The sequence below is a fragment of the Microbacterium sp. zg-Y625 genome, assembly GCF_030246925.1.
In the GTDB taxonomy this organism is placed as follows: domain Bacteria; phylum Actinomycetota; class Actinomycetes; order Actinomycetales; family Microbacteriaceae; genus Microbacterium; species Microbacterium jiangjiandongii.
Genome location: NZ_CP126740.1, coordinates 1,557,393 through 1,578,735 on the forward strand (window position 1 = coordinate 1,557,393; position 21,343 = coordinate 1,578,735).

At 69.9% G+C, this 21,343-nt stretch carries 21 protein-coding genes and 1 tRNA gene; 4 read left to right on the top strand and 18 right to left on the bottom strand.

Annotated features, from left to right (window positions below):
• Positions 1-66: 66 nt before the first annotated feature.
• Positions 67-1,032 (top strand): TIGR03557 family F420-dependent LLM class oxidoreductase, encoded by a 966-nt coding sequence (locus QNO14_RS07060; protein WP_257506141.1) that lies wholly within the window; start codon positions 67-69, stop codon positions 1,030-1,032.
• A gap of 197 nt (positions 1,033-1,229) precedes the next feature.
• Here QNO14_RS07060 and QNO14_RS07065 read toward each other — a convergent pair.
• The 5 genes from QNO14_RS07065 to dusB all read right to left on the bottom strand — a co-directional run bounded on the left by QNO14_RS07065 (position 1,230) and on the right by dusB (position 6,574).
• Positions 1,230-1,302, bottom strand: a tRNA-Asn gene (locus tag QNO14_RS07065).
• Positions 1,303-1,364: 62 nt separating this feature from the next.
• A complete protein-coding gene (locus QNO14_RS07070) occupies positions 1,365-2,144 on the bottom strand; it encodes an ATP-binding cassette domain-containing protein (protein WP_257493472.1) in 780 nt (259 codons plus the stop codon).
• 32 nt (positions 2,145-2,176) lie between these two features.
• The gene (gene dnaG / locus QNO14_RS07075) at positions 2,177-4,048 is read right to left on the bottom strand and encodes a DNA primase (RefSeq protein WP_257493471.1); all 1,872 of its coding nucleotides are present in this window, start codon (positions 4,046-4,048) and stop codon (positions 2,177-2,179) included.
• The gene (locus QNO14_RS07080; RefSeq protein ID WP_257493470.1) at positions 4,048-5,421 is read right to left on the bottom strand and encodes a deoxyguanosinetriphosphate triphosphohydrolase; all 1,374 of its coding nucleotides are present in this window, start codon (positions 5,419-5,421) and stop codon (positions 4,048-4,050) included. Before QNO14_RS07080 ends, dnaG begins: the two co-directional genes overlap by 1 nt.
• Positions 5,411-6,574, bottom strand: a complete 1,164-nt coding sequence (gene dusB / locus QNO14_RS07085; RefSeq protein ID WP_257506142.1) for a tRNA dihydrouridine synthase DusB — start codon at positions 6,572-6,574, stop codon at positions 5,411-5,413. Before dusB ends, QNO14_RS07080 begins: the two co-directional genes overlap by 11 nt.
• A 61-nt stretch (positions 6,575-6,635) precedes the next feature.
• Here dusB and QNO14_RS07090 point away from each other — a divergent pair, with 61 nt between their 5' ends.
• Positions 6,636-7,139, top strand: a complete 504-nt coding sequence (locus QNO14_RS07090) for a glutathione peroxidase (RefSeq protein ID WP_257493468.1) — start codon at positions 6,636-6,638, stop codon at positions 7,137-7,139.
• Between the two features lie 92 nt (positions 7,140-7,231).
• On the opposite strand, the gene QNO14_RS07095 is transcribed toward QNO14_RS07090, so the two are convergent.
• The 3 genes from QNO14_RS07095 to recO are packed head-to-tail and all read right to left on the bottom strand — an operon-like array spanning position 7,232 to position 9,520.
• The gene (locus tag QNO14_RS07095) at positions 7,232-7,924 is read right to left on the bottom strand and encodes a DsbA family oxidoreductase (protein WP_257506143.1); all 693 of its coding nucleotides are present in this window, start codon (positions 7,922-7,924) and stop codon (positions 7,232-7,234) included.
• 43 nt (positions 7,925-7,967) lie between these two features.
• On the bottom strand, positions 7,968-8,771 hold the full coding sequence (locus tag QNO14_RS07100; protein ID WP_257506144.1) for an isoprenyl transferase: 804 nt from the start codon (positions 8,769-8,771) through the stop codon (positions 7,968-7,970).
• Positions 8,768-9,520: a DNA repair protein RecO gene (gene recO, locus QNO14_RS07105; protein WP_257493465.1), complete on the bottom strand. Its 753-nt coding sequence runs from the start codon at positions 9,518-9,520 to the stop codon at positions 8,768-8,770. Before recO ends, QNO14_RS07100 begins: the two co-directional genes overlap by 4 nt.
• Before the next feature lie 63 nt (positions 9,521-9,583).
• Here recO and QNO14_RS07110 point away from each other — a divergent pair, with 63 nt between their 5' ends.
• Positions 9,584-10,324, top strand: coding sequence for a trimeric intracellular cation channel family protein (locus tag QNO14_RS07110; RefSeq protein WP_257506145.1), 741 nt, complete (start codon positions 9,584-9,586; stop codon positions 10,322-10,324).
• An 87-nt stretch (positions 10,325-10,411) separates the two neighbouring features.
• On the opposite strand, the gene leuA is transcribed toward QNO14_RS07110, so the two are convergent.
• On the bottom strand, positions 10,412-12,172 hold the full coding sequence (gene leuA, locus QNO14_RS07115) for a 2-isopropylmalate synthase (protein ID WP_257506146.1): 1,761 nt from the start codon (positions 12,170-12,172) through the stop codon (positions 10,412-10,414).
• Positions 12,173-12,371: 199 nt separating this feature from the next.
• Between leuA and QNO14_RS07120 the strand changes: the two genes are divergently transcribed.
• Positions 12,372-13,043 carry a hypothetical protein gene (locus tag QNO14_RS07120; RefSeq protein ID WP_257506147.1) on the top strand — a complete coding sequence of 224 codons (672 nt, stop codon included), beginning with the start codon at positions 12,372-12,374 and terminating at the stop codon, positions 13,041-13,043.
• A gap of 10 nt (positions 13,044-13,053) precedes the next feature.
• Here the strand turns inward: QNO14_RS07120 and era are convergent, their stop codons facing one another.
• From era to hrcA, 9 genes are all read right to left on the bottom strand, one after another.
• Complete coding sequence (gene era / locus QNO14_RS07125) at positions 13,054-13,953, bottom strand: GTPase Era (RefSeq protein ID WP_257506155.1); 900 nt, start codon at positions 13,951-13,953, stop codon at positions 13,054-13,056.
• 9 nt (positions 13,954-13,962) lie between these two features.
• A complete protein-coding gene (gene bsh / locus QNO14_RS07130; RefSeq protein ID WP_257506148.1) occupies positions 13,963-14,937 on the bottom strand; it encodes a choloylglycine hydrolase in 975 nt (324 codons plus the stop codon).
• 91 nt (positions 14,938-15,028) lie between these two features.
• A complete protein-coding gene (locus QNO14_RS07135) occupies positions 15,029-16,402 on the bottom strand; it encodes a hemolysin family protein (RefSeq protein WP_257493459.1) in 1,374 nt (457 codons plus the stop codon).
• Positions 16,399-16,869, bottom strand: a complete 471-nt coding sequence (gene ybeY / locus QNO14_RS07140; protein WP_257493458.1) for an rRNA maturation RNase YbeY — start codon at positions 16,867-16,869, stop codon at positions 16,399-16,401. The genes QNO14_RS07135 and ybeY overlap by 4 nt, the downstream gene beginning before the upstream one ends.
• Entirely contained in the window at positions 16,866-17,891 is a 1,026-nt protein-coding gene (locus QNO14_RS07145) for a PhoH family protein (RefSeq protein ID WP_257506156.1), read from the bottom strand. The genes ybeY and QNO14_RS07145 overlap by 4 nt, the downstream gene beginning before the upstream one ends.
• Positions 17,892-17,949: 58 nt before the next feature.
• On the bottom strand, positions 17,950-18,297 hold the full coding sequence (locus tag QNO14_RS07150; RefSeq protein ID WP_257493457.1) for a histidine triad nucleotide-binding protein: 348 nt from the start codon (positions 18,295-18,297) through the stop codon (positions 17,950-17,952).
• A 62-nt stretch (positions 18,298-18,359) separates the two neighbouring features.
• On the bottom strand, positions 18,360-19,094 hold the full coding sequence (locus QNO14_RS07155; RefSeq protein ID WP_257493456.1) for a 16S rRNA (uracil(1498)-N(3))-methyltransferase: 735 nt from the start codon (positions 19,092-19,094) through the stop codon (positions 18,360-18,362).
• A 2-nt stretch (positions 19,095-19,096) separates the two neighbouring features.
• A complete protein-coding gene (gene dnaJ / locus QNO14_RS07160) occupies positions 19,097-20,209 on the bottom strand; it encodes a molecular chaperone DnaJ (RefSeq protein WP_257493455.1) in 1,113 nt (370 codons plus the stop codon).
• A gap of 39 nt (positions 20,210-20,248) precedes the next feature.
• Positions 20,249-21,286 (bottom strand): heat-inducible transcriptional repressor HrcA, encoded by a 1,038-nt coding sequence (gene hrcA / locus QNO14_RS07165; RefSeq protein WP_257493454.1) that lies wholly within the window; start codon positions 21,284-21,286, stop codon positions 20,249-20,251.
• Positions 21,287-21,343: the final 57 nt, after the last annotated feature.

Here is a 21,343-nt window from a genome sequence, read left to right on the forward strand (position 1 = left end):
CAACCCCCGTTCGCGCGCCGTCGCCGATCGGTAGCGTTCCCCGCACACCCACGCGAGGAGGACGGCATGGTTCGGTTCGGATACACGCTCATGACGGAGCAGAGCGGCCCACGTGAGCTCGTGGACTACGCGGTGAAAGCCGAGGCGGCCGGTTTCGACTTCCTCGTCTCCAGCGACCACTACTCCCCCTGGCTCACCACCCAGGGACACTCGTCTTACGCCTGGAGCATGCTCGGGGCCGTCGCCTACGCCACACACGACGTGGAGATGATGACGTATGTCACCTGCCCGACCATGCGCTATCACCCCGCAGTCGTCGCGCAGAAGGCGGCGACCATGCAGCTGCTCTCGGAGGGCCGCTTCACGCTGGGGCTCGGGTCGGGCGAGAATCTGAACGAGCACGTCGTCGGCGAGGGGTGGCCTGCCGTGCAGATGCGGCAGGACATGCTCGTCGAGGCGATCGAGATCATCCGTGCCCTGCACACGGGTGAGCTCGTGACCTACGACGGCCAGTACTTCCGTGTGGACTCCGCACGCATCTGGGATTGCCCTGAGGGCGGCGTGCCGCTCGGCGTCGCGGTGTCGGGCGAGTCCTCGATCGGGCGGTTCGCGGGACTTGCCGACCATCTCATCGCGGTCGACCCGCTGGCAGAGTTGATCGAAGGATGGGATGCCGCGCACCCGACGCCGTCGCGCAAGATCGGCCAGATCCCGATCAGCTGGGACCCGGACCGCGAGGCGGGCGTCGCCCGCGCGCACGAGCAGTTCCGGTGGTTCGCGGGCGGATGGTCCGTCAACGCGTACCTGCCGACGCCGGCCGGCTTCGCCGCGGCATCCCAGTTCGTCCGGCCCGAAGATGTGGCGGAGTCCATCGCGAGCGGTCCCGACCTGGACGAGCTGGCCGAGAGCGTGCAGCCCTTCCTCGATGCCGGCTTCACCGACGTCGCGATCGTGCAGGTGGGCGACGAGCAGCAGGACCGCTTCGTGACCGAGGTCGCCCGGCCCCTGCTCGAGAAGCTCCGCACCCTCTGAGCCCGCCCCTCCGAACGCTGAGACCGCATCTGGCGGCCGAGACGTTGGTCGTTTCCCACTGTTTCGGCCGCCAGATGCGGTCTCACGGGGAAGAGGGGGCGCGGCGACGGGCGGTGCGCGGCGCGGGCATGAAGAAAGGCCCGGGGTGGAAGCCCGGGCCTTAGGTGAGAGCCGCGCTAGATAACGCGGGTCTCTCGCTCCCCGGCTTGGACTCGAACCAAGAACCTATCGGTTAACAGCCGATTGCTCTGCCAATTGAGCTACCGAGGATCATGCTCGCCTTGCGGCGGGCAACTCGTCAATCCTAGCAAACGTCTGAGGGTGCTCGTGACTCACGACGCGACGAGTCTCGGGTTCGCGTCCTCTCCGGGCGTCCACAGCAGATCCGCCGTTCCGTGACCGGTGGCGACGGTGTGGCCCGCGCGAAGGACGAGCACGTCGGCATCCAGCTCGTCGACCGCGGCGGCCTCGTTGGTGACGATGATGGCGGCCATGCCGTACTCCTCGCGGCGACGCAGGATCGCGTCGCGCGCTGCCCGCCGCACTTCGATGTCGAGGTTCGCGTACGGCTCGTCGGCGACGAGCAGGCGTGGCCGCAGCATCAGCGCACGGGCCAGCGCGACGCGCTGACGCATGCCGGCGCTCAGTTCGTAGGGGTACTTCAGCGCGGCGCCGAGGGGCAGGTGAAGCTCATCGAGCAGAGCCGCGACGCGCACGGCCAGCGCTCGCTGGTTCACACGCCGGTCGCGGCTGGTGACGGGCTCCCCCACCACCTCTGCGACGGTCGAGCGTGCCGGCAGGTCGGCGCCGGCACGCTGCGGGAGGTAGCCGGTGAGATAGGTGTGCAGGCGATGGGCGCGGCCTCGGCGCCCGACCCGCACGCCTTCGACGACGGCCTTGCCGCCCGCGAGCGACAACGCCGGCCCACCTTGCCCGGCGAGGACCGCCGCGAGGCTCGATTTTCCGGACCCGGTGGGTCCCATGATGGCGAGCGTCCCGCCGCGAGGGAGGGTGAACGTGACGCCGTCCACCACCCGCTGCACCGACCCGGTGTGGGCGATGGAGAGGTCGTCGCACCGCACAGAGAACTCGTCGCCGCTGCTCGGGGTCATGCTCCCATCCTGCCCCGTCAGGCGCGCACGGGCTACTCGGCGCTCAGCCGGGCGCGCTCGACGTCGAGCTCCCGCAGCCGGATGCGCACCGCGCGCCCCCCGTCGGAGTCCACGTCGACGCGCTGGATGTGCCGCAGAAGCTCGCTCTTCTCACGCTCGATGACCCTCAGCCGCAGGCGACGCGCGAGGTCGGCGGTCGAGGCCAGGGCACCGGCCTCGGTGCGCGCCGGGAAGTCGGCTGTGAGCAGCTCCGCGGCCAGGGAGCGGTAGGGCTCGCGCACCGCCTCGACAGCCGCCGCGGCCCAGCCGATGCGGGTGCGATCGGGCTGCTCCACGACCGCGCGCCGCACGGCCTCGAGCGCGGGATGCTGGAACGGCAGCGCCAGGGCGGGGTCGAGGATGGCGGCATCCACCGCGTGACCGTACTGCAGCACGCCCATGATCGCGTCGCGCTCCAGCGCCACGTCGGCCGTGCGAGGGAGGGATGCCAGCGTCACCCGCTGCACCGGCGTCTCGCCGGCGTCGGCTGCCGCCGGGTTCGTCGACGTGGCAGGCGCGGCGTTCTTCGACGGATGCCGCTCACCGCCGTTCCGTGCGGCACGTTCGACCGCGGGCGTCACCTCGCCGAGGTCGAGCCCCAGCTTGCGGGCGAGCACGCGGGTGTAGCCCGGGCGCAGCGAAGGGTCGCGGATGTCGGCGACGATGGGTGCGGCCGCGCGGAGCGCCCCGACGCGGCCCTCGACCGTGGCGAGGTCGAACCCGGCGAGGCGCTGCTCGATGACGAACTCGAACATCGGCGACTTGGCCTCGAGCAGGGCGCGCACGGCACCGTCGCCGCGCTGCACGCGCAGGTCGCACGGGTCCAGTCCCCCGGGCGCCACGGCGACGTAGGTCTGCGCGGCGAAGCGCTTCTCCTCCGAGAACGCGCGCAGAGCCGCCTTCTGACCGGCGGCGTCGGGGTCGAAGGTGAAGACGACCTCGCCCGAGACGTCACTGTCGCCCATCACCCGGCGGAGCACCGTGATGTGCTCGGAGCCGAACGCGGTGCCGCAGGTGGCGATCGCCGTGGTGACGCCGGCGAGGTGGCAGGCCATGACGTCGGTGTACCCCTCGACGACCACGACACGGTGCTGACGGGAGATGTCCCGCTTCGCGAGATCGAGGCCGTAGAGCACCTGCGACTTCTTGTAGATCGTCGTCTCGGGGGTGTTGAGGTACTTCGGGCCCTGGTCGTCGTCGAAGAGCTTGCGGGCACCGAAGCCGATGACCTGCCCCGTGACGTCGCGGATCGGCCAGACCAGCCGGCCCCGGAATCGGTCGTACACCCCGCGCTGCCCCTGCGAGAGCAGGCCCGCTGCGACCTGCTCGTCGTCGCTGAAGCCTTTCGACTTCAGCGCGTCGCGCAGGTGCGACCAGCCCTTGGGCGCGTAGCCGACCCCGAAGTGCGCGGCCGCGTTGGCGTCGAACCCCCGCCCGCCCAGAAAGCTGCGCGCGGCCTCGGCCTCGGGGATCGACAGCTGCGAGCGGAACCACTCCGCTGCGGCCGCGTTGGCGGCGTACAGCCGCGACCTGCCCGAGGTCTCGGGGGCCGCCGCGCCGTCCTCGTAGTGCAGCGCGTAGCCCAGCCGGCCGGCCAGCCGCTCCACCGCCTCGGTGAACGAGACGTGGTCCATCTGTCGCAGGAAGGTGTAGACGTCGCCCGATTCCCCGCAGCCGAAGCAGTGGTAGAAGCCGGCCTGCGAGCGCACGTTGAAACTGGGGCTGCGTTCGTCGTGGAAGGGGCAGAGCCCTTTGAGCGACCCGACGCCGGCGGGTTTCAGGGCGACGCGCTCACCGATGATGTCGGCGATGTTGGTGCGGGCCTTCACCTCGTCGACGTCCGCCTGACGGATGCGCCCGGCCATCAGAGCCCCTCGAGGGGCTCGGGCAGCGCGTAGGCGTCCGAGGCGATGACCCGGCTTCCCGGCGCCCAGATGCCGAGGCTCGCCAGATCGACCGGCTCCACCAGGCGCGAGTGCCAGGTGATCGCGAAGCGGTCGGTGAGCGTGGCGACCTGGTCGACCACGGCGCGGCGACGCTCGGCATCCGTCTCGGCGCGCGCGAAGTCCTCGGCGTGCAGCTGATCCAGGTGCTCGGGCCGCTCCCACAGGGCCGTCGCCAGGCGCTTGAGCAGGCGGCGCTGCTCCTTGTAGAGGCCCTTGCGGCCCTCGATCGACACGACGAACGCGCCGATGATGCCCTTGAGCACGGCCATCTCGGCCTCGATCACCCGCGGCACGATGACCCGGCCGCGGTAGCGCGTGAGCACCGGGGTCTCGAAGTGTTCGCGGGTGGCCGACGTGGCAGCTCGGGCGAAGCGGCCGATGAGGTCGGAGGTGAGGTTCTTCAGTCGCGCGTGCGCGGCGCGCGAGCCGTCGAAGGTGGTGATCCACTCCGGCATCCGCATGAGACGGAACAGCGCGTCGTCGAGCTCGTCGCGGGCGAAGTCGTAGCCGACCCACGTCTGGATGGCGCTGAGGATCGCCTCGTGCTCGCGGGGGTCCGACAGGCGCTGCGGGTCGAGGTAGCCGTTCACGATCGCGTCCTCGAAGTCGTGCACCGAGTACGCGATGTCGTCGGAGAGGTCCATGACCTCGGCCTCGATGCACCGCACGCGGCCGGGCGCGCCCGCGCGCATCCAGCGGAACACCGCCTCGTCTTCCGGGTACACGCCGAACTTCAGCCGGCCGCCGGGGTCGGGCACGGGGTGCTCGGCCGTCCAGGGGTACTTGCAGGTCGCGTCGAGGCTCGCCCGGGTGAGGTTGAGACCGAAGCTTGCCCCGTCGTCGTCGACGACCTTGGGCTCCAGCCGCGACAGGATGCGCAGGGTCTGCGCGTTCCCCTCGAAGCCGCCGATGTCGGCGGCCCAGTCGTTCAGCGCTCGCTCGCCGTTGTGGCCGAACGGCGGATGCCCGATGTCGTGGCTGAGGCAGGCGGTGTCGACGACGTCGGGCGAGAGCTGCAGCGCGTTCGCCAGCTCCCTGCCCACCTGCGCGACCTCGAGCGAGTGCGTCAGCCGGTTGCGGGCGAAGTCGTACGGGCTCGCCGGGCTCAGCACCTGGGTCTTGGATGCCAGTCGTCGCAGCGCGGCGGAGTGCAGCACCCGCGCGCGGTCGCGTGCGAAGCTGTCGCGCTGCGAGCGGTGTCGCTCGGGGTGGAGCCGCGCCGCGTCGTCGTCGTCGTATCCGTCGGGGCGCCCGGTCGAGACGCCGACGCCGCTGGCCCGTTCACCCGCCACTGTTGTCGATCTCCGCTTCTGCGAGGAGGGCACCGGCGTCGGCGGCGAGGTCGCGCGAGGCGAGCCAGCCGTCGGGCAGGGCAGGGCGCTTGGGGTGGCCGGCGCGGCCGCGCTGCCCTTCGGCGGCGGTGCCCGGGTACGGCGCGCCGAGGTCGAGAGTCGCGAGCACCTCGTCGATCTCGGCCAGGCTCGACACCGTCGCAAGCCGCGCGCGGGTGTCGCCGCCGACGGGGTAGCCCTTGAAGTACCACGCCGCGTGCTTGCGGATGTCGCGGCATCCGCGGTCTTCGCTCTCGAAGAACTCCACGAGCAGTTCGGCGTGCCGGCGGAAGGCCGCCGCCACGAAGCCGAGGGTGGCGTCCACCGCGGGTGCAGGCGCGGACTCCGGGGCGAACGCGCGCGTCAGATCCCCGAAGAGCCACGGACGCCCCAGGCAGCCGCGACCCACCACGACGCCGTCGCAGCCGGTCTCGCTCATCATGCGCACGGCATCTTCGGCCGACCAGATGTCGCCGTTGCCGAGCACGGGAACGCTCGTCACGGTCTCCTTGAGACGCGCGATGGCGTCCCAGTCCGCGTGCCCCGAGTAGAACTCCGCGGCCGTGCGGGCGTGCAGGGCGACGGCGGCCACGCCCGCATCCTCGGCGATGCGTCCCGCCTCGAGGTAGGTGAGGTGATCGCGGTCGATGCCCTTGCGCATCTTCACCGTCAGCGGGATGTCGCCGGCGGCACGGGCGGCGCGGGTGACGATGTCGCGGAAGAGCCCCAGCTTCCATGGAAGCGCCGCTCCCCCGCCCCTTCGGGTGACCTTGGGCACCGGGCAGCCGAAGTTGAGGTCGATGTGGTCGGCGTGGCCCTCATCGACGATGATGCGCACGGCTGATTCGACCGTGGCCGGATCCACGCCGTACAGCTGGATCGAGCGCGGCGTCTCGGACTCGTGGTGGCGGATCAGGCGCATGGTGGTGGCGTTGCGCTCGACCAGCGCTCGGCTGGTGATCATCTCGCTGACGTAGAGCCCGGCGCCGTACTCACGGCAGAGCCTTCGGAACGCGGTGTTGGTGATTCCCGCCATGGGTGCCAGCACGACGGGCGCGTCGAGCGTGATCGGCCCGATGCGCAGCGGGGGTGCGGGTGCGACGGTGGAAGACATCCCTACCATTCTCCCAGATGCGCATGCCCTCGGCGGCGTACCCGGGCCTATCGTGGACAGCATGGCCGACGAGCAGACTGTGGACATCCGTCAGATCCCCTTCCGGACCGCTGACGGCGACGAGAAGACCCTCTCCGATCTGGGCGACGGACCCTTCCTCGTGGTGAACGTCGCTTCGAAGTGCGGCCTGGCGCCGCAGTACGAGCAGCTCGAGGAACTGCAGCGCACCTACGGCGACCGGGGGCTGACGGTGGTCGGGTTCCCGAGCAACCAGTTCATGGGCCAGGAGCCGGGCTCGATGGAGGAGATCCTCGAGTACTGCTCCACCACGTGGGGTGTGACGTTCCCCGTCGAGGAGAAGATCCATGTCAACGGGCGTCACGCGGCGCCGTTGTACAAAGCGCTGAAGAAGGCCCGCAACGTCGAAGGGGCGAAGGGACCGGTCATGTGGAACTTCGAGAAGTTCCTGGTCGCCCCCGACGGCACCGTGCACCGGTTCCGCCCGCAGACCAAGCCCGACGCCCCCGAGGTCATCGCCGCGATCGAAGGCGCGCTGGCGCGCTGAGCACGCAGGCGCGGCCGGCGGCTCGTGGCCTCTCGCGTCAGGACATACGAAGGGCCTCGCCGCAGCAGCGGCGAGGCCCTTCGTCGTCGGTCTCAGGCGGCGGGCACAGCGTCGGGCTCGGGCTCGGCGCTGCGCTCGGCCCACACCTGACGCGCGATCTGGGTGAACGCCTCGGCCGGCTGTGCGCCGCTCACCCCGTACTTGCCGTCGATGACGAAGAACGGCACACCGGTGATGCCGTAGGCCTGCGCCTGCGCCTGGTCGGCACGGACGTCGGGGAGGTAATGGGCACTCTCGAGCGCGGCGCGCGCGGCCTCGACGTCGAGACCGGCGTCGGCAGCCAGTTGCACGAGGTCATCGATGCGGCCGACGTGACGACCCTCGGTGAAGTAGGCAGCCATGAGACGCTCGGCCATCTCGTGCTGGCGACCCTGGGCCTTGGCGAAGTGCAGCAGCTCGTGCGCCTTGACGGTGTTGGTGTGCTTCAGCAGATCGAACCGGTACTGCAGCCCCGCCTCGGCGGCGACGCCGGTGACGCGCTCGAGCATCTGCTGCACCTGCTCGCGCGGCATGCCTTTGTGGCCGGAGAGGAACTCGATCTCGTCGCCGTCGAAGTCGACGGGGGTGTCGGGCGAGAGCTCGTACGAGTGGTACGTCACCTCGACGACGGGCGCGTCGGCGTCGGCGGATGCCGCGGCGAGCCCGCTCTCGAGGTTGCGCTTGCCGATGTAGCACCACGGGCAGGCGATGTCACTCCATACGTCGATCTTGATGGCATCCGTCATACCCGAAGCCAACGGGGCCGAGCGGCGGTCTATTCCCGCGCGTTCATACGTTCGGCGCGTCGACGGCGCCGCCGAACCGGCGGTCGCGATCGAGATAGATGCCGATCGCCCGCCAGAGCTCGGTGCGTGAGAAATCAGGCCACAGGGTGTCGAGGAACACCATCTCGGCGTACGCGGCCTGCCACAGCAGGAAGTTCGACGTGCGCTGCTCGCCACTGGAGCGCAGGAAGAGGTCGACGTCGGGCATGTCGGGGACATACAGGTGGCGACGGATGAGCTTCTCGCTCACCGCAGCGGGCTTCACCCGTCCCGCTGCGACATCATCCGCGATGGCGCGGACGGCATCGACGATCTCGACCCTGCCGCCGTAGTTCACGCACATCGTGAGAGTGAGCACGTCATTGCCCGCCGTCAGCTGCTCGGCGTACTGCAGCTCCTTGATGACCGATCCCCACAGTCGCGGCTTGCGGCCCGCCCATCGCACGCGCACGCCCCACTCATTGAGCTGGTCGCGCCGGCGGTGCAGCACGTCTCGGTTGTAGCCCATGAGAAAACGCACTTCCTCGGGTGAGCGCGCCCAGTTCTCGGTGGAGAACGCGTACACCGAGAGGTTCTTGACGCCTGCCTGGATGGCGCCGGCGACGACGTCGAGCAGCACCTCTTCGCCGGCCTTGTGGCCCTCGATGCGTGTGAGGCCGCGCCGGTTCGCCCAGCGGCCGTTGCCGTCCATGACCACCGCGATGTGCTGCGGCACGCCCTTCTTCGGGAAATCGGGCGGGTACTGTCCCGTCCAGTCCAGGGGGCGGTACGGCACCGCATCGCGGTGCGTGTAGGGCTTGGGCGTCACCGTGCTGCTCCCGCTCTCGGGGTCTGGGCCGTGGCCACGTGCGAAAGCGAGCGGATGCCGCGCTCCAGATGCCATTGCGCGTAGGCGGCCACGAGTCCCGACGCCGCACCCGAGGCGCCGTCGCTGGAGCCGTCGACGACATCCCACTCCCCCGCCAGCAGCGCGCGCAGGTGCGCGCCCGTGTCGGGGTGCACGCGGGCCGACCCGGCCGGTGCGCAGGCCGCGCACACCATGCCGCCCAGCTGCGCGACGAACCACTCGTGCGGGCCCTTCGCACCGCACCGGGCGCAGTCGTGCAGGTTGGGTGCCCAGCCCGAGAGCGCCATGGCGCGCAGCAGGTACGAGTCCAGCACCGCACGCGACGCGTGCTCGGCGCGCGACAGCGCCCGCAAGCCGCCGACGAGCAGCAGGTACTGCTGCGAGGTGGTCTCGGCCTCGTTCAGTCGGTCGGCGGTCTCGACCATGGCGCTGGCGGCGGTGTAGCGGTCGTAATCGGCGGCGATCTGCGCACCGTAGGAGCCGAGGGACTCGGCCTGCTGCACGATGTCGAGGGACCGGCCCTGGTACAGCTGCACATCGGCGACCATGAACGGCTCGAGCCGCGACCCGAACCGCGACGAGGTGCGGCGCACGCCTTTCGCGACGGCGCGCAGCTTGCCGTGGCGGCGACTGAGCATCGTCACGATTCGGTCGGCTTCACCCAGTTTGTGGGTGCGCAGAACCACGACTTCGTCGCGATAGGTGGGCACCCCTCCATTATCGACCGGCGGGGCGCTCTCGCGTTGCGGCGCGGCGACGGACACAATGAACGCGTGCCCGAAACCACCTTCGCCATTCCGCTGTGGGCGGACCTCCTCGCAGTCGGATTGGGCGGCGTGCAGGGCGCGCTGTTCGCGTCGGGATTCACGGGGCGCCGGCTGGACCTGCTCGGCGTCGCCATCATCGGCATCGTCATGGGTATGGGCGGCGGCCTCATCCGCGATCTGCTGCTGAACTCGACCCCCGTCACGCTGCAGACCAACTGGTACCTGATCACCGCGGTCGCAGCCTCGCTCGTCGGCATGCTGCTGGCCGGCGTGTTCCAGCGGCTGAATCGGCTCATCATCGCGCTCGACGCAGTGGTCATCGGGCTTTTCGGCGCGTTCGGCACCAGCAAGGCGCTGGCGCTGGGCCTGCCGGTTGTGCCGGCGGTGTTCATCGGCGTGTGCTCGGCGGTGGGCGGCGGCATCCTGCGCGATGTCATCATGGGGCTGCCGGTCGCCATCATGCACGTCGGGTCGCTCTACGCCGTCGCCGCCGGGGCCGGATGCTTCGTCCTCGCCGGACTGGATGCAGCGGGCGTGCCCCTCGGCGCCGCGGCGGTGACGAGCGTCATCGTGACCGCGGTGATCCGTCTGCTCGCGGTGATCTTCGACATCTCGCTGCCCGAGCAGCGGCGCCTGCATCGCCGCAAGGTGGCGGTCGAGACGAGCGCGATCCCGATCGTCACGGCGGATCCGCCCCGCCGCGCCTGGCTGCGGCGCCCCCGCCCCCGCCCCCGCCCTCAGCGCTGAGACGAAAACCGACGGCCGAGACGGCGGGTGATACCCACGGTCTCGGCCGCCAGCATTCGTCTCACGGCCCGAAGGGACCGCGGCGGGTCACACGGCGGTCAGCTCGGCATCGCGGGTGCGGGTGCGGATCGCGCGGTTGACGCACGAGACGATCGCCTTGAGGCTCGCGGTCGAGATGTCGCCGTCGATGCCGACGCCCCACAGCCGCTCACCGTCGACCTGCAGCTCGACGTAGGCTGCCGCCTGCGCATCGCCGCCCGCGCTGAGCGTGTGCTCGACGTAGTCGTACAGCGAGATGTCGAAGCCCCGCGCGCCCAGCACCGACAGGAACGCCGCGATGGGGCCGTTGCCGGTGCCGGTGAGGTCCTCTCGGGCGTCGCCGTCGCGCAGCGTCACATCGAGGGTGACATCGCCGGACATGTCGCTCTGGGTCCGGGTGGCGAGCAGCTCGAAGCGGCCCCACTTGGCGTCGTCGGACGGTGCCGGCAGGTACTCGTCGGTGAAGATGTCCCAGATCTGCTCACTCGTCACCTCGCCGCCCTCGGCATCGGTCTTCGCCTGGACGACGCCCGAGAACTCGATCTGCAGCTTGCGGGGCAGGTCGAGCGCGTGGTCGGTGCGCAGCAGATAGGCGACGCCGCCCTTGCCCGACTGCGAGTTGACCCGGATGACCGCCTCGTACGAGCGCCCCAGGTCCTTCGGGTCGATCGGCAGGTAGGGGACGGCCCATTCGATCTCGTCCACCGAGACCCCGGATGCCGCGGCGCGGGCTTCCATCGCCTCGAAGCCCTTCTTGATCGCGTCCTGGTGCGACCCGCTGAAGGCGGTGAAGACGAGGTCGCCCGCCCACGGGCTGCGCTCGGGAACGGGCAGCTGGTTGCAGTACTCCGCGGTGCGCTTGACCTGGTCGATGTCGCCGAAGTCGATCTGCGGGTCGATGCCCTGCGTGAGCAGGTTGATGCCCAGGGCGACGAGGTCGACGTTGCCGGTGCGCTCACCATTGCCGAACAGGCATCCCTCGATGCGGTCGGCGCCGGCCATGTAGCCGAGCTCCGCTGCCGCGATCGCGGTGCCGCGATCGTTGTGCGGGTGCAGCGACAGGATCACGTTCTCGCGGTGCGCCAGACGCCGGCTCATCCACTCGATCGAATCGGCGTAGACGTTGGGGGTCGCCATCTCGACCGTCGCCGGCAGGTTGATGATGACCTTGCGCTCGGGGGTGGGCTCGAAGATCTCGATCACCTGGTTGCAGATGTCGACGGCGAACTCGAGCTCGGTGCCGGTGTAGCTCTCGGGCGAGTACTCGTAGAACACCTGCGTCTCGGGGATGCGCTTCTCGAACTCGCGGCACAGACGCGCACCCTCGAGGGCGATGTCGATGATGCCCTGCTTGTCGGTGCGGAAGACGACCTCGCGCTGCAGCACGCTCGTGGAGTTGTACAGGTGCACGATCGCGCGCTTCGCGCCGGCGATCGCCTCGTACGTGCGCTCGATGAGGTGCTCGCGCGCCTGCGTCAGCACCTGGATGGTGACGTCGTCGGGAATGAGACCGTCGTCGATCAGCTGGCGCACGAAGTCGAAGTCGGTCTGGCTCGCCGACGGAAACCCGACCTCGATCTCCTTGTAGCCCATGCCGACGAGCAGCTCGAACATGATGCGCTTGCGCTCGGGGCTCATCGGGTCGATGAGGGCCTGGTTGCCGTCACGCAGGTCGACGGCGCACCAGCGCGGTGCGGTCGTGATGCGGTTGCCCGGCCACGTGCGGTCGGGCAGGTCGACGCGGAACTGGTCCTGGTACGCGCGGTATTTGTGGATCGGCATGCCGGACGGCTTCTGGGTGTTGTCCATGGTGATCGCTTCTTCTCTCGCCGGGGAGGCGGGCTCAAGGCTGAAAGGGCCGACCGAAAGCTCCGCGACGAGAAGGCCCTAGAACGAGGACTCGCCGCGGCTGCTAAGGAGGAGAAGCGTGCCCGCGCGCATGGGTCGATGGTAGCAGGATGCCGTGTCACTGGCGCGCTGGGCGCCAGTTTGCCACCAGGCTCGGGTGATGAAGACAACGACAGCCAGCAGAATGCTCAGCGCTCTCGGGATCGTCGTGGCATCCGTCGCACTGTGCACGGCGTGCGCGCCCGAGACCTCCGGTACCGCCACCCCTGGCCCTGCGTCATCGTCACCGTCGCCGGATCCCTCGGCGCCCGACGCGATGGCGGCGCCGCTGGGCGCGGTGTGGCCCGAGCCGCCGCAGGGCGAGATCATCGCCGAGGGAACGGTGCTCGATGCCAACGGTGTGGTGGTGCTCTGCCTGGGCGCTGTCGCCGACGCCGCTCCCCCGCAGTGCAGCGGAACGCCACTGGAGGGGTGGAACTGGGACGGCCTGATCAGTGCGGGGACGGCGGATGCCATCTGGGGCACGTACACGGTGCAGGGCAGGTACGACGGAGAGCGCATCAGGGTCACGCAGTCCCCGATGCCCGCGGCTCACCAGGAGCCTGCGCCCGAGGCCACCGTCACCGACGACGCCGAGCGGAAGCGACTGACCGACGTGTGGCAGCAGATCGTCGACCGGATCGGAACGCGCACCATCTCGACGCACATCGACCCCGACCACGTGGAGGTGCACGTCGTCTGGGATGACGGCACGCTGCAGGATGCCGCCGACGACGAGTTCGGTGACGGCGTCGTGGTCGTGCGATCCGCGCTGCAGGAGGTCGAGGCGTAGCCGGCTCGGGTCAGAACCCGAGGCGGCCCAGCTGCTTCGGGTCCCGCTGCCACTCCTTGGCGACACGAACGTGCAGCTTGAGGAACACCCGGGTGCCGATCAGCGGTTCGATCTGCGCCCGGGCACGCGCGCCCACATCGCTCAGTCGCGACCCGCGGTGACCGATGATGATCGCCTTCTGGCTGTCCCGCTCCACCACGATGCTGGCGAAGATGTCGGTGAGATCGCTGTCTTCGCGCTGGGCGATGTCGTCGACGGTCACGGCGATGGAGTGCGGCAGTTCGTCCCTGACGCCCTCGAGGGCCGCTTCGCGGATGATCTCGGCGATGCGGTCCTCGACGGACTCGTCGGTGACCACACCGTCTTCGTAGAGCGCAGGCCCCACCGGCATGAGCGAGAGCAGCTCGTCGGAGAGCACGTCCAGCTGGTCGTGGGTGAGGGCGGAGATCGGGATGACGGCGTGCCAGTCCTCGCGCAGCGCGTCGACCTCGATGAGCCGTTCGGCGATCTGCTCGCGGCCGCCGGCGTCGGTCTTGGTCACGAGCGCGACCTTCTTGGCGCGCGGGTAGTTGGAGAGCGACTCGGCGATCCGCCGGTCGCCCGGGCCGACCTTCTCGTTGGCGGGCACGCAGAAGGCGATGACGTCCACGTCGCCGAGCACCTGCTCGACGAGATCGTTGAGACGCTCGCCCAGCAGCGTCCGAGGACGATGGATGCCGGGGGTGTCGACGATCACGAGCTGACCGCCGGGGCGGTTCAGGATGCCGCGGATCGCGCGCCGCGTCGTCTGCGGCTTATCGCTGGTGATCGCGACCTTCTCGCCGACAAGGGCGTTGGTGAGGGTCGACTTCCCCACGTTGGGGCGTCCCACGAAGGTGACGAAGCCGGAGCGGTGGACGTTCTCGTCGATGCGAAACTCTCAATTCTGCATATGGATCTGCTGCCCCTTGACCAGGGGGTAATCCACCAGTGTAGTTGCGTCGAGATCCTCCTTGTGCATGTCGACGCCGGTCACCTGGCTGTTCTCATAGGTCGTGTAGTAGTAGATGCCCTTGTCGGTGTTGCAGCACGACGAGTAGATCGTGATCTCGAACTTGCCCGGCTCCACCTCCACCAGGCCGCGCTGCTGCGCGACGGATCCGAGGATCTGGAAGAACTGGCTGATCGATTCCGATTCGGAATCCCCCGACACCGAGTTCATCTTCGTGAAGACGGCCTTCACGAAACGGGATGCCGACGACAGGTCACCGGGCAGGCCGATCGCCCCCATCCCGCGGCTGTAGACGTCGAAGTCCACCTCAGGGGCGAAGTTGTTCTCCGGCGGGTTCTTCGACAGGTGCATGAAGTTGTTGAGGTTGAACGACTGGATGTCGAAGGTCGGGTTGTTGGTCATCACTCCGAAGGGGTTGTCGTACACCCTCAGCCCCTCCTTCACGCTCTCCACCGTGATCGAGCCGTCCCTGTCGGAGATGATCCAGTGCAGGGGCGACGGCGGGAACTCGGCGCTGAACGCGGCATCCGTCACGACCACGTCCGCGAGCGCGGCCCGCACCTCGGCGACGGTCTCGAACTGCGCGAGCACCCACGGGATGAACTCGAACGACCCGACGTTCGTCTTCGCCGGGTCCTCCTGCTTGTAGTCGGCGTTCCCCGGGAAGTTGAGCCCCGCCATGCTGAGGCCCTTCTCGTTCGTCGCGTCGTAGTACAGCGGGTAGCCGTCGGCGATGTTCGCCATGCCGATGATGGCGTGGTGCGTCGCGAGCGTCGGCACCTTGCGGAACTCGAACGGGAAGTTCCGCGGGGTGATCGTGACCGTCTCGTGGTACGAGAATTCGAGGTCGAGATTACGCCCGAAGTAGTGGTCTTTCGTCGTGTAGTTCGCGCCTGTGCACATGTGACGACCTCCGATGTCGCGGTGTCCGGCTGGTCCGGTAGCGCAACATTAGGCGGGCTCCAGGCCGCTCCGCTACGGGTCGCGTCGCGCGCTAGGAGGACTGCGCGGCTTCGGCCTCGCCGCGGCGGTTGATCCGCACCTCACCGGTGCGCGGGCGGGCGATCTGCCCGGTGCGCGGACCGCGCGCGGCGTTGTCGTCGCCGTTCTCGAGCGGTTCGGCCCGCTCCACGAACACGGTCGCGAGCCCTCGTCCCCGCCCGCGCGAGGCGCCGCCGGTGAGCACGAGCCCCTGCGCCTCGGCGGTCGCGCCGGGCATCGGCACGCGGCCGAGGGCCTTGCCCAGCAGACCGCCGATCGAGTCCACCTCGTCGTCTTCGAGCTCGATGCCGAACAGCTCGCCCACCTCGTCCAGGCCCAGGCGCGCGCTGACGCGGAAGTGGCCGTCGCCCAGGTCCACCACCTCGGCGACGCGCGCGTCGTACTCGTCGGCGATCTCGCCGACGAGCTCCTCGATGAGGTCCTCGAGGGTCACCAAGCCGGACACCCCGCCATACTCGTCCACGACGAGGCACACGTGCACCGCGTCGCGTTTCATCTGCTGCAGCAGCGTCTCGGCCTTCATCGACTCCGGCACGAAGACCGCCTTGCGGGCGATGCGGCTGACGGGGGCGTTGCGCCAGGCGCTCTCGTCGCGGAAGGCGAACTGCACCAGGTCCTTCAGATACAGCACCCCGACGACGTCGTCGGCGTCGTCGTCGACCACCGGGAGGCGTGAGACACCCCGGTCGAGGAAGAGCTTCATCGCCTCGTGGGTGGTGGCTGCGGCATCGACCGAGACCATGTCGGTGCGGGGCACCATCACGGCGCGCACGAACGTGTCGGTGAAGTCGAACACCGAGTGGATGAGCTCGCGGTCATCCTCTTCGATGAGGTCCTGCGAGGCGGCCTCATCGACCATGCTGAGCAGCTGCTCCTCCGAGGCGAAGGTCGCGTTGCGCGACACCCCCGGGGTGAACCGGTTGCCGAGGATGACGAGCAGGTGGGCCAGCGGTCCCAGCACGATGCGGGCGCCACGCACGATCGGTGCGGCGGTGCGCAGCAGTCCGGCCGCGTGCTGACGTCCGGCGGAGCGCGGGCTGGCGCCCACCAGCACGAAGGACACCACCGTCATGAGCAGCGCTGCAGCCAGCATCGCCCACCAGATGTTGTCGAATGCCAGCATGAAGGCGACGGTGACCAGCACCGCGGCGGTGGTCTCGGCGAGGATGCGGATGAACACCACCGCGTTGCCGTGTGCTTCGGGGTCATCTGCGATCTTCGTCAGCGCCGCGCGCGAGCGGGCGGTTGCGGCGAGTTCGGTGAGACCTGCGCGTCCGGTCACCGCCAAGGCTGCGTCGAGCGCCGCCATCAGACCACCGAGCGCCACCAGCAGGACGGCGGCGAGCAGCAGGAGCAGCTCGGTCATGCGCGCGGACGTCGCCGCTCAGCCGCGGCGAAGTCGAGGATGAGCTGCTTCTGCAGCCCGAACATCTCCCGTTCCTCCTCGGGCTCGGCGTGGTCGAAGCCGAGGAGGTGAAGCAGACCGTGCGTGGTGAGCATCACGAGTTCGTCGAGCGTGGAGTGGCGCGCCGCCAGCGCCTGGGCCTCGGCCACCTGCGGGCAGAGCACGATGTCGCCCAGCAGACCTGCTGGTGTGGGCATGTCTTCTGTTCCGGGGCGCAGCTCGTCCATCGGGAAGCTCAGCACATCGGTCGGCCCGGGCTCGTCCATCCACTGCACGTGCAGCGCCTCCATGGCGCCCTCATCGACGAGCAGAATCGCCACGTCGGCGTCGGGGCTGACGTTGAGGCCCGCGAGGTTGTGCTCCATGAGGCGCAGCAGCACGGTCTCATCGACCGGCACTCCCGACTCGTTGTTGATCTCGATGGTCATGAGCGTCCTCGTTTGGGGATGTGGTCGCGCGGCCCGGCAGCGCGCGACGCACCGCGCCGTTCGGCGCGGTTGGCGAATTCGGATGCCTCGTCCCGCTCGCGCCGGTGGGCGAGGCGCTGCTCGTCGTAGACGCTGTAGGCGTCGACGATGCGCCCGACGAGGGTGTGCCGCACCACGTCGTCGCTGGTGAGCTGGGCGAAGTGGATGTCGTCGATGTCCTTCAGCACGCGGGTGACCAGGCGCAGCCCGGAGGTGCCCTGCGGCAGGTCGACCTGGGTGATGTCGCCGGTGACCACCATGCGGGTGCCGAAGCCCAGGCGCGTGAGGAACATCTTCATCTGCTCGGGCGTGGTGTTCTGCGCCTCGTCGAGCACGACGAAGGAGTCGTTCAGCGTGCGCCCGCGCATGTACGCCAGCGGTGCGACCTCGATGGTGCCGCTGGCCATCAGCTTCGGCACGAGCTCGGGGTCGAGCATCTCGTTGAGCGCGTCGTACAGCGGGCGCAGGTAGGGGTCGATCTTGTCGGTCAGCGAACCGGGGAGAAAGCCCAGCCGCTCCCCCGCCTCGACGGCCGGACGGGTGAGGATGATGCGGTTCACCTCTTTGCGCTGCAGCGCCTGCACGGCCTTGGCCATCGCGAGGTAGGTCTTGCCGGTGCCGGCCGGACCGATGCCGAAGACGATCGTGTTCTCGTCGATCGCGTCGACGTACGCCTTCTGCCCGGCGGTCTTCGGGCGGATGACCTTGCCCCGCGACGTCAGGATGGCCTCGCCCATCACTTCCGACGGGCGGGGTCCGTCGCTGCGCAGCATGCGACTCGAACTCGCCACGTCGGTCGCGTCGAGACCCTGACCGGCGCGCGCCATCACGATGAGCTCGTCGACGAGCTCGCGCGCGGCGGCGACCGCCGTGGCATCCCCCGACAGTGTGATCTCGTTCCCGCGCACGTGCACGTCCACGTCGGGATGCTCGCGCTCGACCACCCGCAGCAGGCGATCCTGCGGCCCCAGCAGCTGCACCATCGCCACGCCGTCGACCCAGATGCGGTCGACCGTGCCGGCGCCCGAGGGCTCCCCTGCGTCAGCTTCCGACACTCGACTCCTCCAAGCCACCGGCGAGCACGTGCGCGTGCACGTGGAAAACGGTCTGACCGGCACTCGGGCCGGTGTTGAACACCAGACGGAAATCACCCTCACCGTGCTCGGCCGCGAGGCTCGAGGCAAGCCCCACCAGCTCGGCGAGCAGCGCGGGGTCGCCGGCGGCGAGCTCGGCCACGTTGCGATACTCCTGCGTCTTGGGGATGACGAGCAGGTGCACCGGCGCCTGTGGTGCGATGTCGCGGATGGCGAACGCGTTCTCGGTCTCGGCGACGATGTCGGAGGGGATCTCGCCGTTGAGGATGCGGGTGAACACGCTCGGTTCAGTCATGCGGTCCAGTCTACCGAGCGCCCCGGTCACTGCGCCTTGCCGGGGCTCGCGCGGCCTCGCCGTCACCAGCGGCCGAGCGACGCGTTGACGAGCGCGAGGGCTGCCGGTCCTGCGGTCGAGGTGCGCAGCACCGTCGCCCCCAGGCGCACCTGCACCGCGCCGGCGGCATCCAGCGCCTGCAGCTCTTCGGGGGCGATGCCGCCCTCGGGCCCCACGACCAGCACGAGGTCGCGAGCGTCGTCGGTGGCGGCAAGGGCCGTCAGGGCGACGGATGCCGTGGGCTCGAGCACCAGCATCTGCGCCGTCTCGGCCATCTGCGTCAGCTGACGGGTGGTCACGACGGGGGCGACGTCCGGCAGCCAGGCCCGGTGGGCCTGCTTGCCGGCCTCGCGGGCGATGGTCGCCCAGCGCGCGCGTCCCTTCTCGGCCTTCGCGGCGTCCCAGCGCGACACGCTGCGGGCCGCCTGCCAGGGGATCACCTCGTCGACGCCGAGTTCGGTCGCGGCCTGCACGGCGAGCTCGTCACGGTCGCCTTTCGCGAGGGCCTGCACGAGCACGACGCGGCGGGCCGGCGGGGGCACGACCTCGCGCTCGGTGACCTCGACGACGACCTCGCGGGGCGCGACCGACGCGCAGACGCCGCTGAGCCAGGTTCCGCGCCCGTCGCCGAGGGTGACTCCCTCGCCGACGCGCACCCGGCGGACGGCGGCGGCATGGTGCGCCTCGGCCCCCGTGAGGGTCACCCGGTCGCCGGGCGTGGCGCCGGCTGCCGCTTCGTCGACGAAGTGCAGCGCCATCGTCAGCCGCGGAACCGGTCGCGGAGCTTGGAGAACAGACCCTGGTGGAACTCCGCCAGCCGGGGGCTCGGCGACTTCGTGCGCCGGGCGAAGTCCTCGATGAGGGCCCGCTCCTTGGCGTCGAGGCGCGTCGGGGTCACGACGTGAACGGCCACCCTGAGGTCGCCACGCTGCGCGCCGCGCAGCGGGGTGATGCCGCGACCCTTGATCGTGAGCACATCGCCGGACTGCACGCCGGGGCGCACGTCGAGGTCCACCGGACCATCGAGGGATTCGATGGTGGTCTCGGTGCCGAGGATGGCGTCGGGCATCGACACCTCGAGGGTGGCCAGCAGGTCATCGCCCTCGCGGCTGAAGGTCTCGTGCGACGCGACCGTGACCTCGATGTACAGGTCGCCGTTCGGGCCGCCTGCGGGGCCGACCTCGCCGGATCCCGGCAGCTGCAGGCGCAGCCCGGTCTCGACCCCGGCGGGGATGTCGAGGGAGACCGTGCGACGGGCGCGCACGCGTCCCTGGCCCTGGCACGTGGTGCAGGGGAACGGGATGGTCGTGCCGTAGCCCTGGCACACGTTGCAGGGCTGCGAGGTGACGACGTTGCCGAGGAGGCTGCGCACGGTGCGCTGCACGTGACCGGTGCCGTGGCAGATGTCGCAGGTCGCCGGCTGCGTGCCGGGCTGGCAGCACGAGCCCTGGCAGGTGTCGCAGAGCACCGCCGTGTCGACTTCGATGTCACGATGCACGCCGAACACCACGTCGCCCAGCTGGAGCGTCACGCGCACGAGCGCGTCCTGGCCGCGTTCGCGGCGCGACCGCGGGCGCCCGGCTCGACCGCCGCCCCCGCCGCCGGCACCGAAGAACGTCTCGAAGATGTCGCCGAAGTTGGTGAAGCCGCCGGCTCCGCCCAGGCCGCTGTCGCCGCCCATGTCGTAGCGGGCGCGCTGGTCGGGGTCGCTGAGCACGTCGTAGGCGTGGGTCACCAGCTTGAAGCGCTCCGATGCCTCCTCGCCGGGGTTGACGTCGGGGTGCAGCTCGCGCGCGAGACGGCGGTACGCCTTCTTGATCTCCTCGGGGGTTGCATCGCGCGAGACGCCGAGTACGTCGTAGTGGTCAGCCACAGTCGCCTTTCGTGCCGCGGTGAGGCGGCGTCGGGTTCGTCAGCGGGAGCTCTCGTCTTCTTCGAGCAGCCGGCTCAGATAGTGAGCGACGGCGCGGACGGCCGCCATGTTCGTGGGGTAGTCCATGCGGGTGGGGCCGAGCAGGCCGATGCGCGCACGCGATCCTGTCGCGTCGTAGTCGCCGGTGATGACGGATGCCTCGCCGAGCCCGAACGGCTCGTTCTCGCGGCCGATGCTCGCGGCCAGACCCTGGTCGTCCGGGACCATCTCGGTCATGAGGCGGATGAGCGTCACCTGCTCCTCGATCGCCTCGAGGAGCGGATAGATGCTGCCGCGGAAGTCCTGCTCGCGTCGGGCGAGGGTGGCGCTGCCGGCGAGCATGAGGCGATCCTGACGGAACTCCTCGAGCTCCTCGGCCACGACCACCGCGATCGAGCGGACGGCGTGGTCGAAGGGGGCGGGCTGGGGCGGCGTCGCGAGCAGGTCGGCGATGGCCTGCGCGCCAGATTGCACACTGGTGCCGGTGAGCATGCTCGCCAGCCGTGCGCGGACGCGCGTCATGCCCTCGTCGCCGAGGTCGGTCGGAACCGTCGCGATGCGCTGCGACACCCGGCCGATGTCGGTCACGACGATGACGATCACGCGACCGCCGCCGAGGTCGACCAGCTCCAGGTGCGACACGTGCGCCCGCGCGAACGACGGGTACTGCACGATCGCGACCTGACCGGTCAGCTGCGTGAGCGCCCGCACGGTGCGGGTGAGCAGGTCGTCCAGGTCGCCGGAGCCGTCGAGGAACGACGCGATCGCCGAGCGCTGCGCCGGAGTCAGCGGGCGAAGCTGCGCGAGGTGGTCGACGAAGACCCGGTAGCCCTTGTCTGTGGGAACACGACCGGACGACGTGTGCGGGGCGACGATGAGCTCTTCGTCTTCGAGCTGCGCCATGTCGTTGCGGATCGTGGCGGCCGAGACGCCGAAGGCGTGGCGCTCGACGATCGCCTTGCTGCCCACCGGCTCGTGGGTGTCGACGTAGTCCTGCACGATGGCGCGCAGCACCTGCAGGCCGCGTTCGCTGACCATCCCACTCCCTCCGCTGGCACTCGTTGTCCGTGAGTGCCAATTCTACCGTGTCGCCCC

Bases quoted from the DNA above. Each gene is read 5' to 3' on its own strand.
- QNO14_RS07060 (WP_257506141.1), top strand. From the start codon at position 67: ATGGTTCGGTTCGGATACACGCTCATGACGGAGCAGAGCGGCCCACGT.
- QNO14_RS07070 (WP_257493472.1), bottom strand. From the start codon at position 2,144: ATGACCCCGAGCAGCGGCGACGAGTTCTCTGTGCGGTGCGACGACCTC.
- dnaG (WP_257493471.1), bottom strand. From the start codon at position 4,048: ATGGCCGGGCGCATCCGTCAGGCGGACGTCGACGAGGTGAAGGCCCGC.
- dusB (WP_257506142.1), bottom strand. From the start codon at position 6,574: ATGTCTTCCACCGTCGCACCCGCACCCCCGCTGCGCATCGGGCCGATC.
- QNO14_RS07090 (WP_257493468.1), top strand. From the start codon at position 6,636: ATGGCCGACGAGCAGACTGTGGACATCCGTCAGATCCCCTTCCGGACC.
- QNO14_RS07095 (WP_257506143.1), bottom strand. From the start codon at position 7,924: ATGACGGATGCCATCAAGATCGACGTATGGAGTGACATCGCCTGCCCG.
- leuA (WP_257506146.1), bottom strand. From the start codon at position 12,172: ATGGACAACACCCAGAAGCCGTCCGGCATGCCGATCCACAAATACCGC.
- QNO14_RS07120 (WP_257506147.1), top strand. From the start codon at position 12,372: ATGAAGACAACGACAGCCAGCAGAATGCTCAGCGCTCTCGGGATCGTC.
- bsh (WP_257506148.1), bottom strand. From the start codon at position 14,937: ATGTGCACAGGCGCGAACTACACGACGAAAGACCACTACTTCGGGCGT.
- QNO14_RS07135 (WP_257493459.1), bottom strand. From the start codon at position 16,402: ATGACCGAGCTGCTCCTGCTGCTCGCCGCCGTCCTGCTGGTGGCGCTC.
- ybeY (WP_257493458.1), bottom strand. From the start codon at position 16,869: ATGACCATCGAGATCAACAACGAGTCGGGAGTGCCGGTCGATGAGACC.
- QNO14_RS07145 (WP_257506156.1), bottom strand. From the start codon at position 17,891: ATGGTGCAGCTGCTGGGGCCGCAGGATCGCCTGCTGCGGGTGGTCGAG.
- QNO14_RS07150 (WP_257493457.1), bottom strand. From the start codon at position 18,297: ATGACTGAACCGAGCGTGTTCACCCGCATCCTCAACGGCGAGATCCCC.
- QNO14_RS07155 (WP_257493456.1), bottom strand. From the start codon at position 19,094: ATGGCGCTGCACTTCGTCGACGAAGCGGCAGCCGGCGCCACGCCCGGC.
- hrcA (WP_257493454.1), bottom strand. From the start codon at position 21,286: ATGGTCAGCGAACGCGGCCTGCAGGTGCTGCGCGCCATCGTGCAGGAC.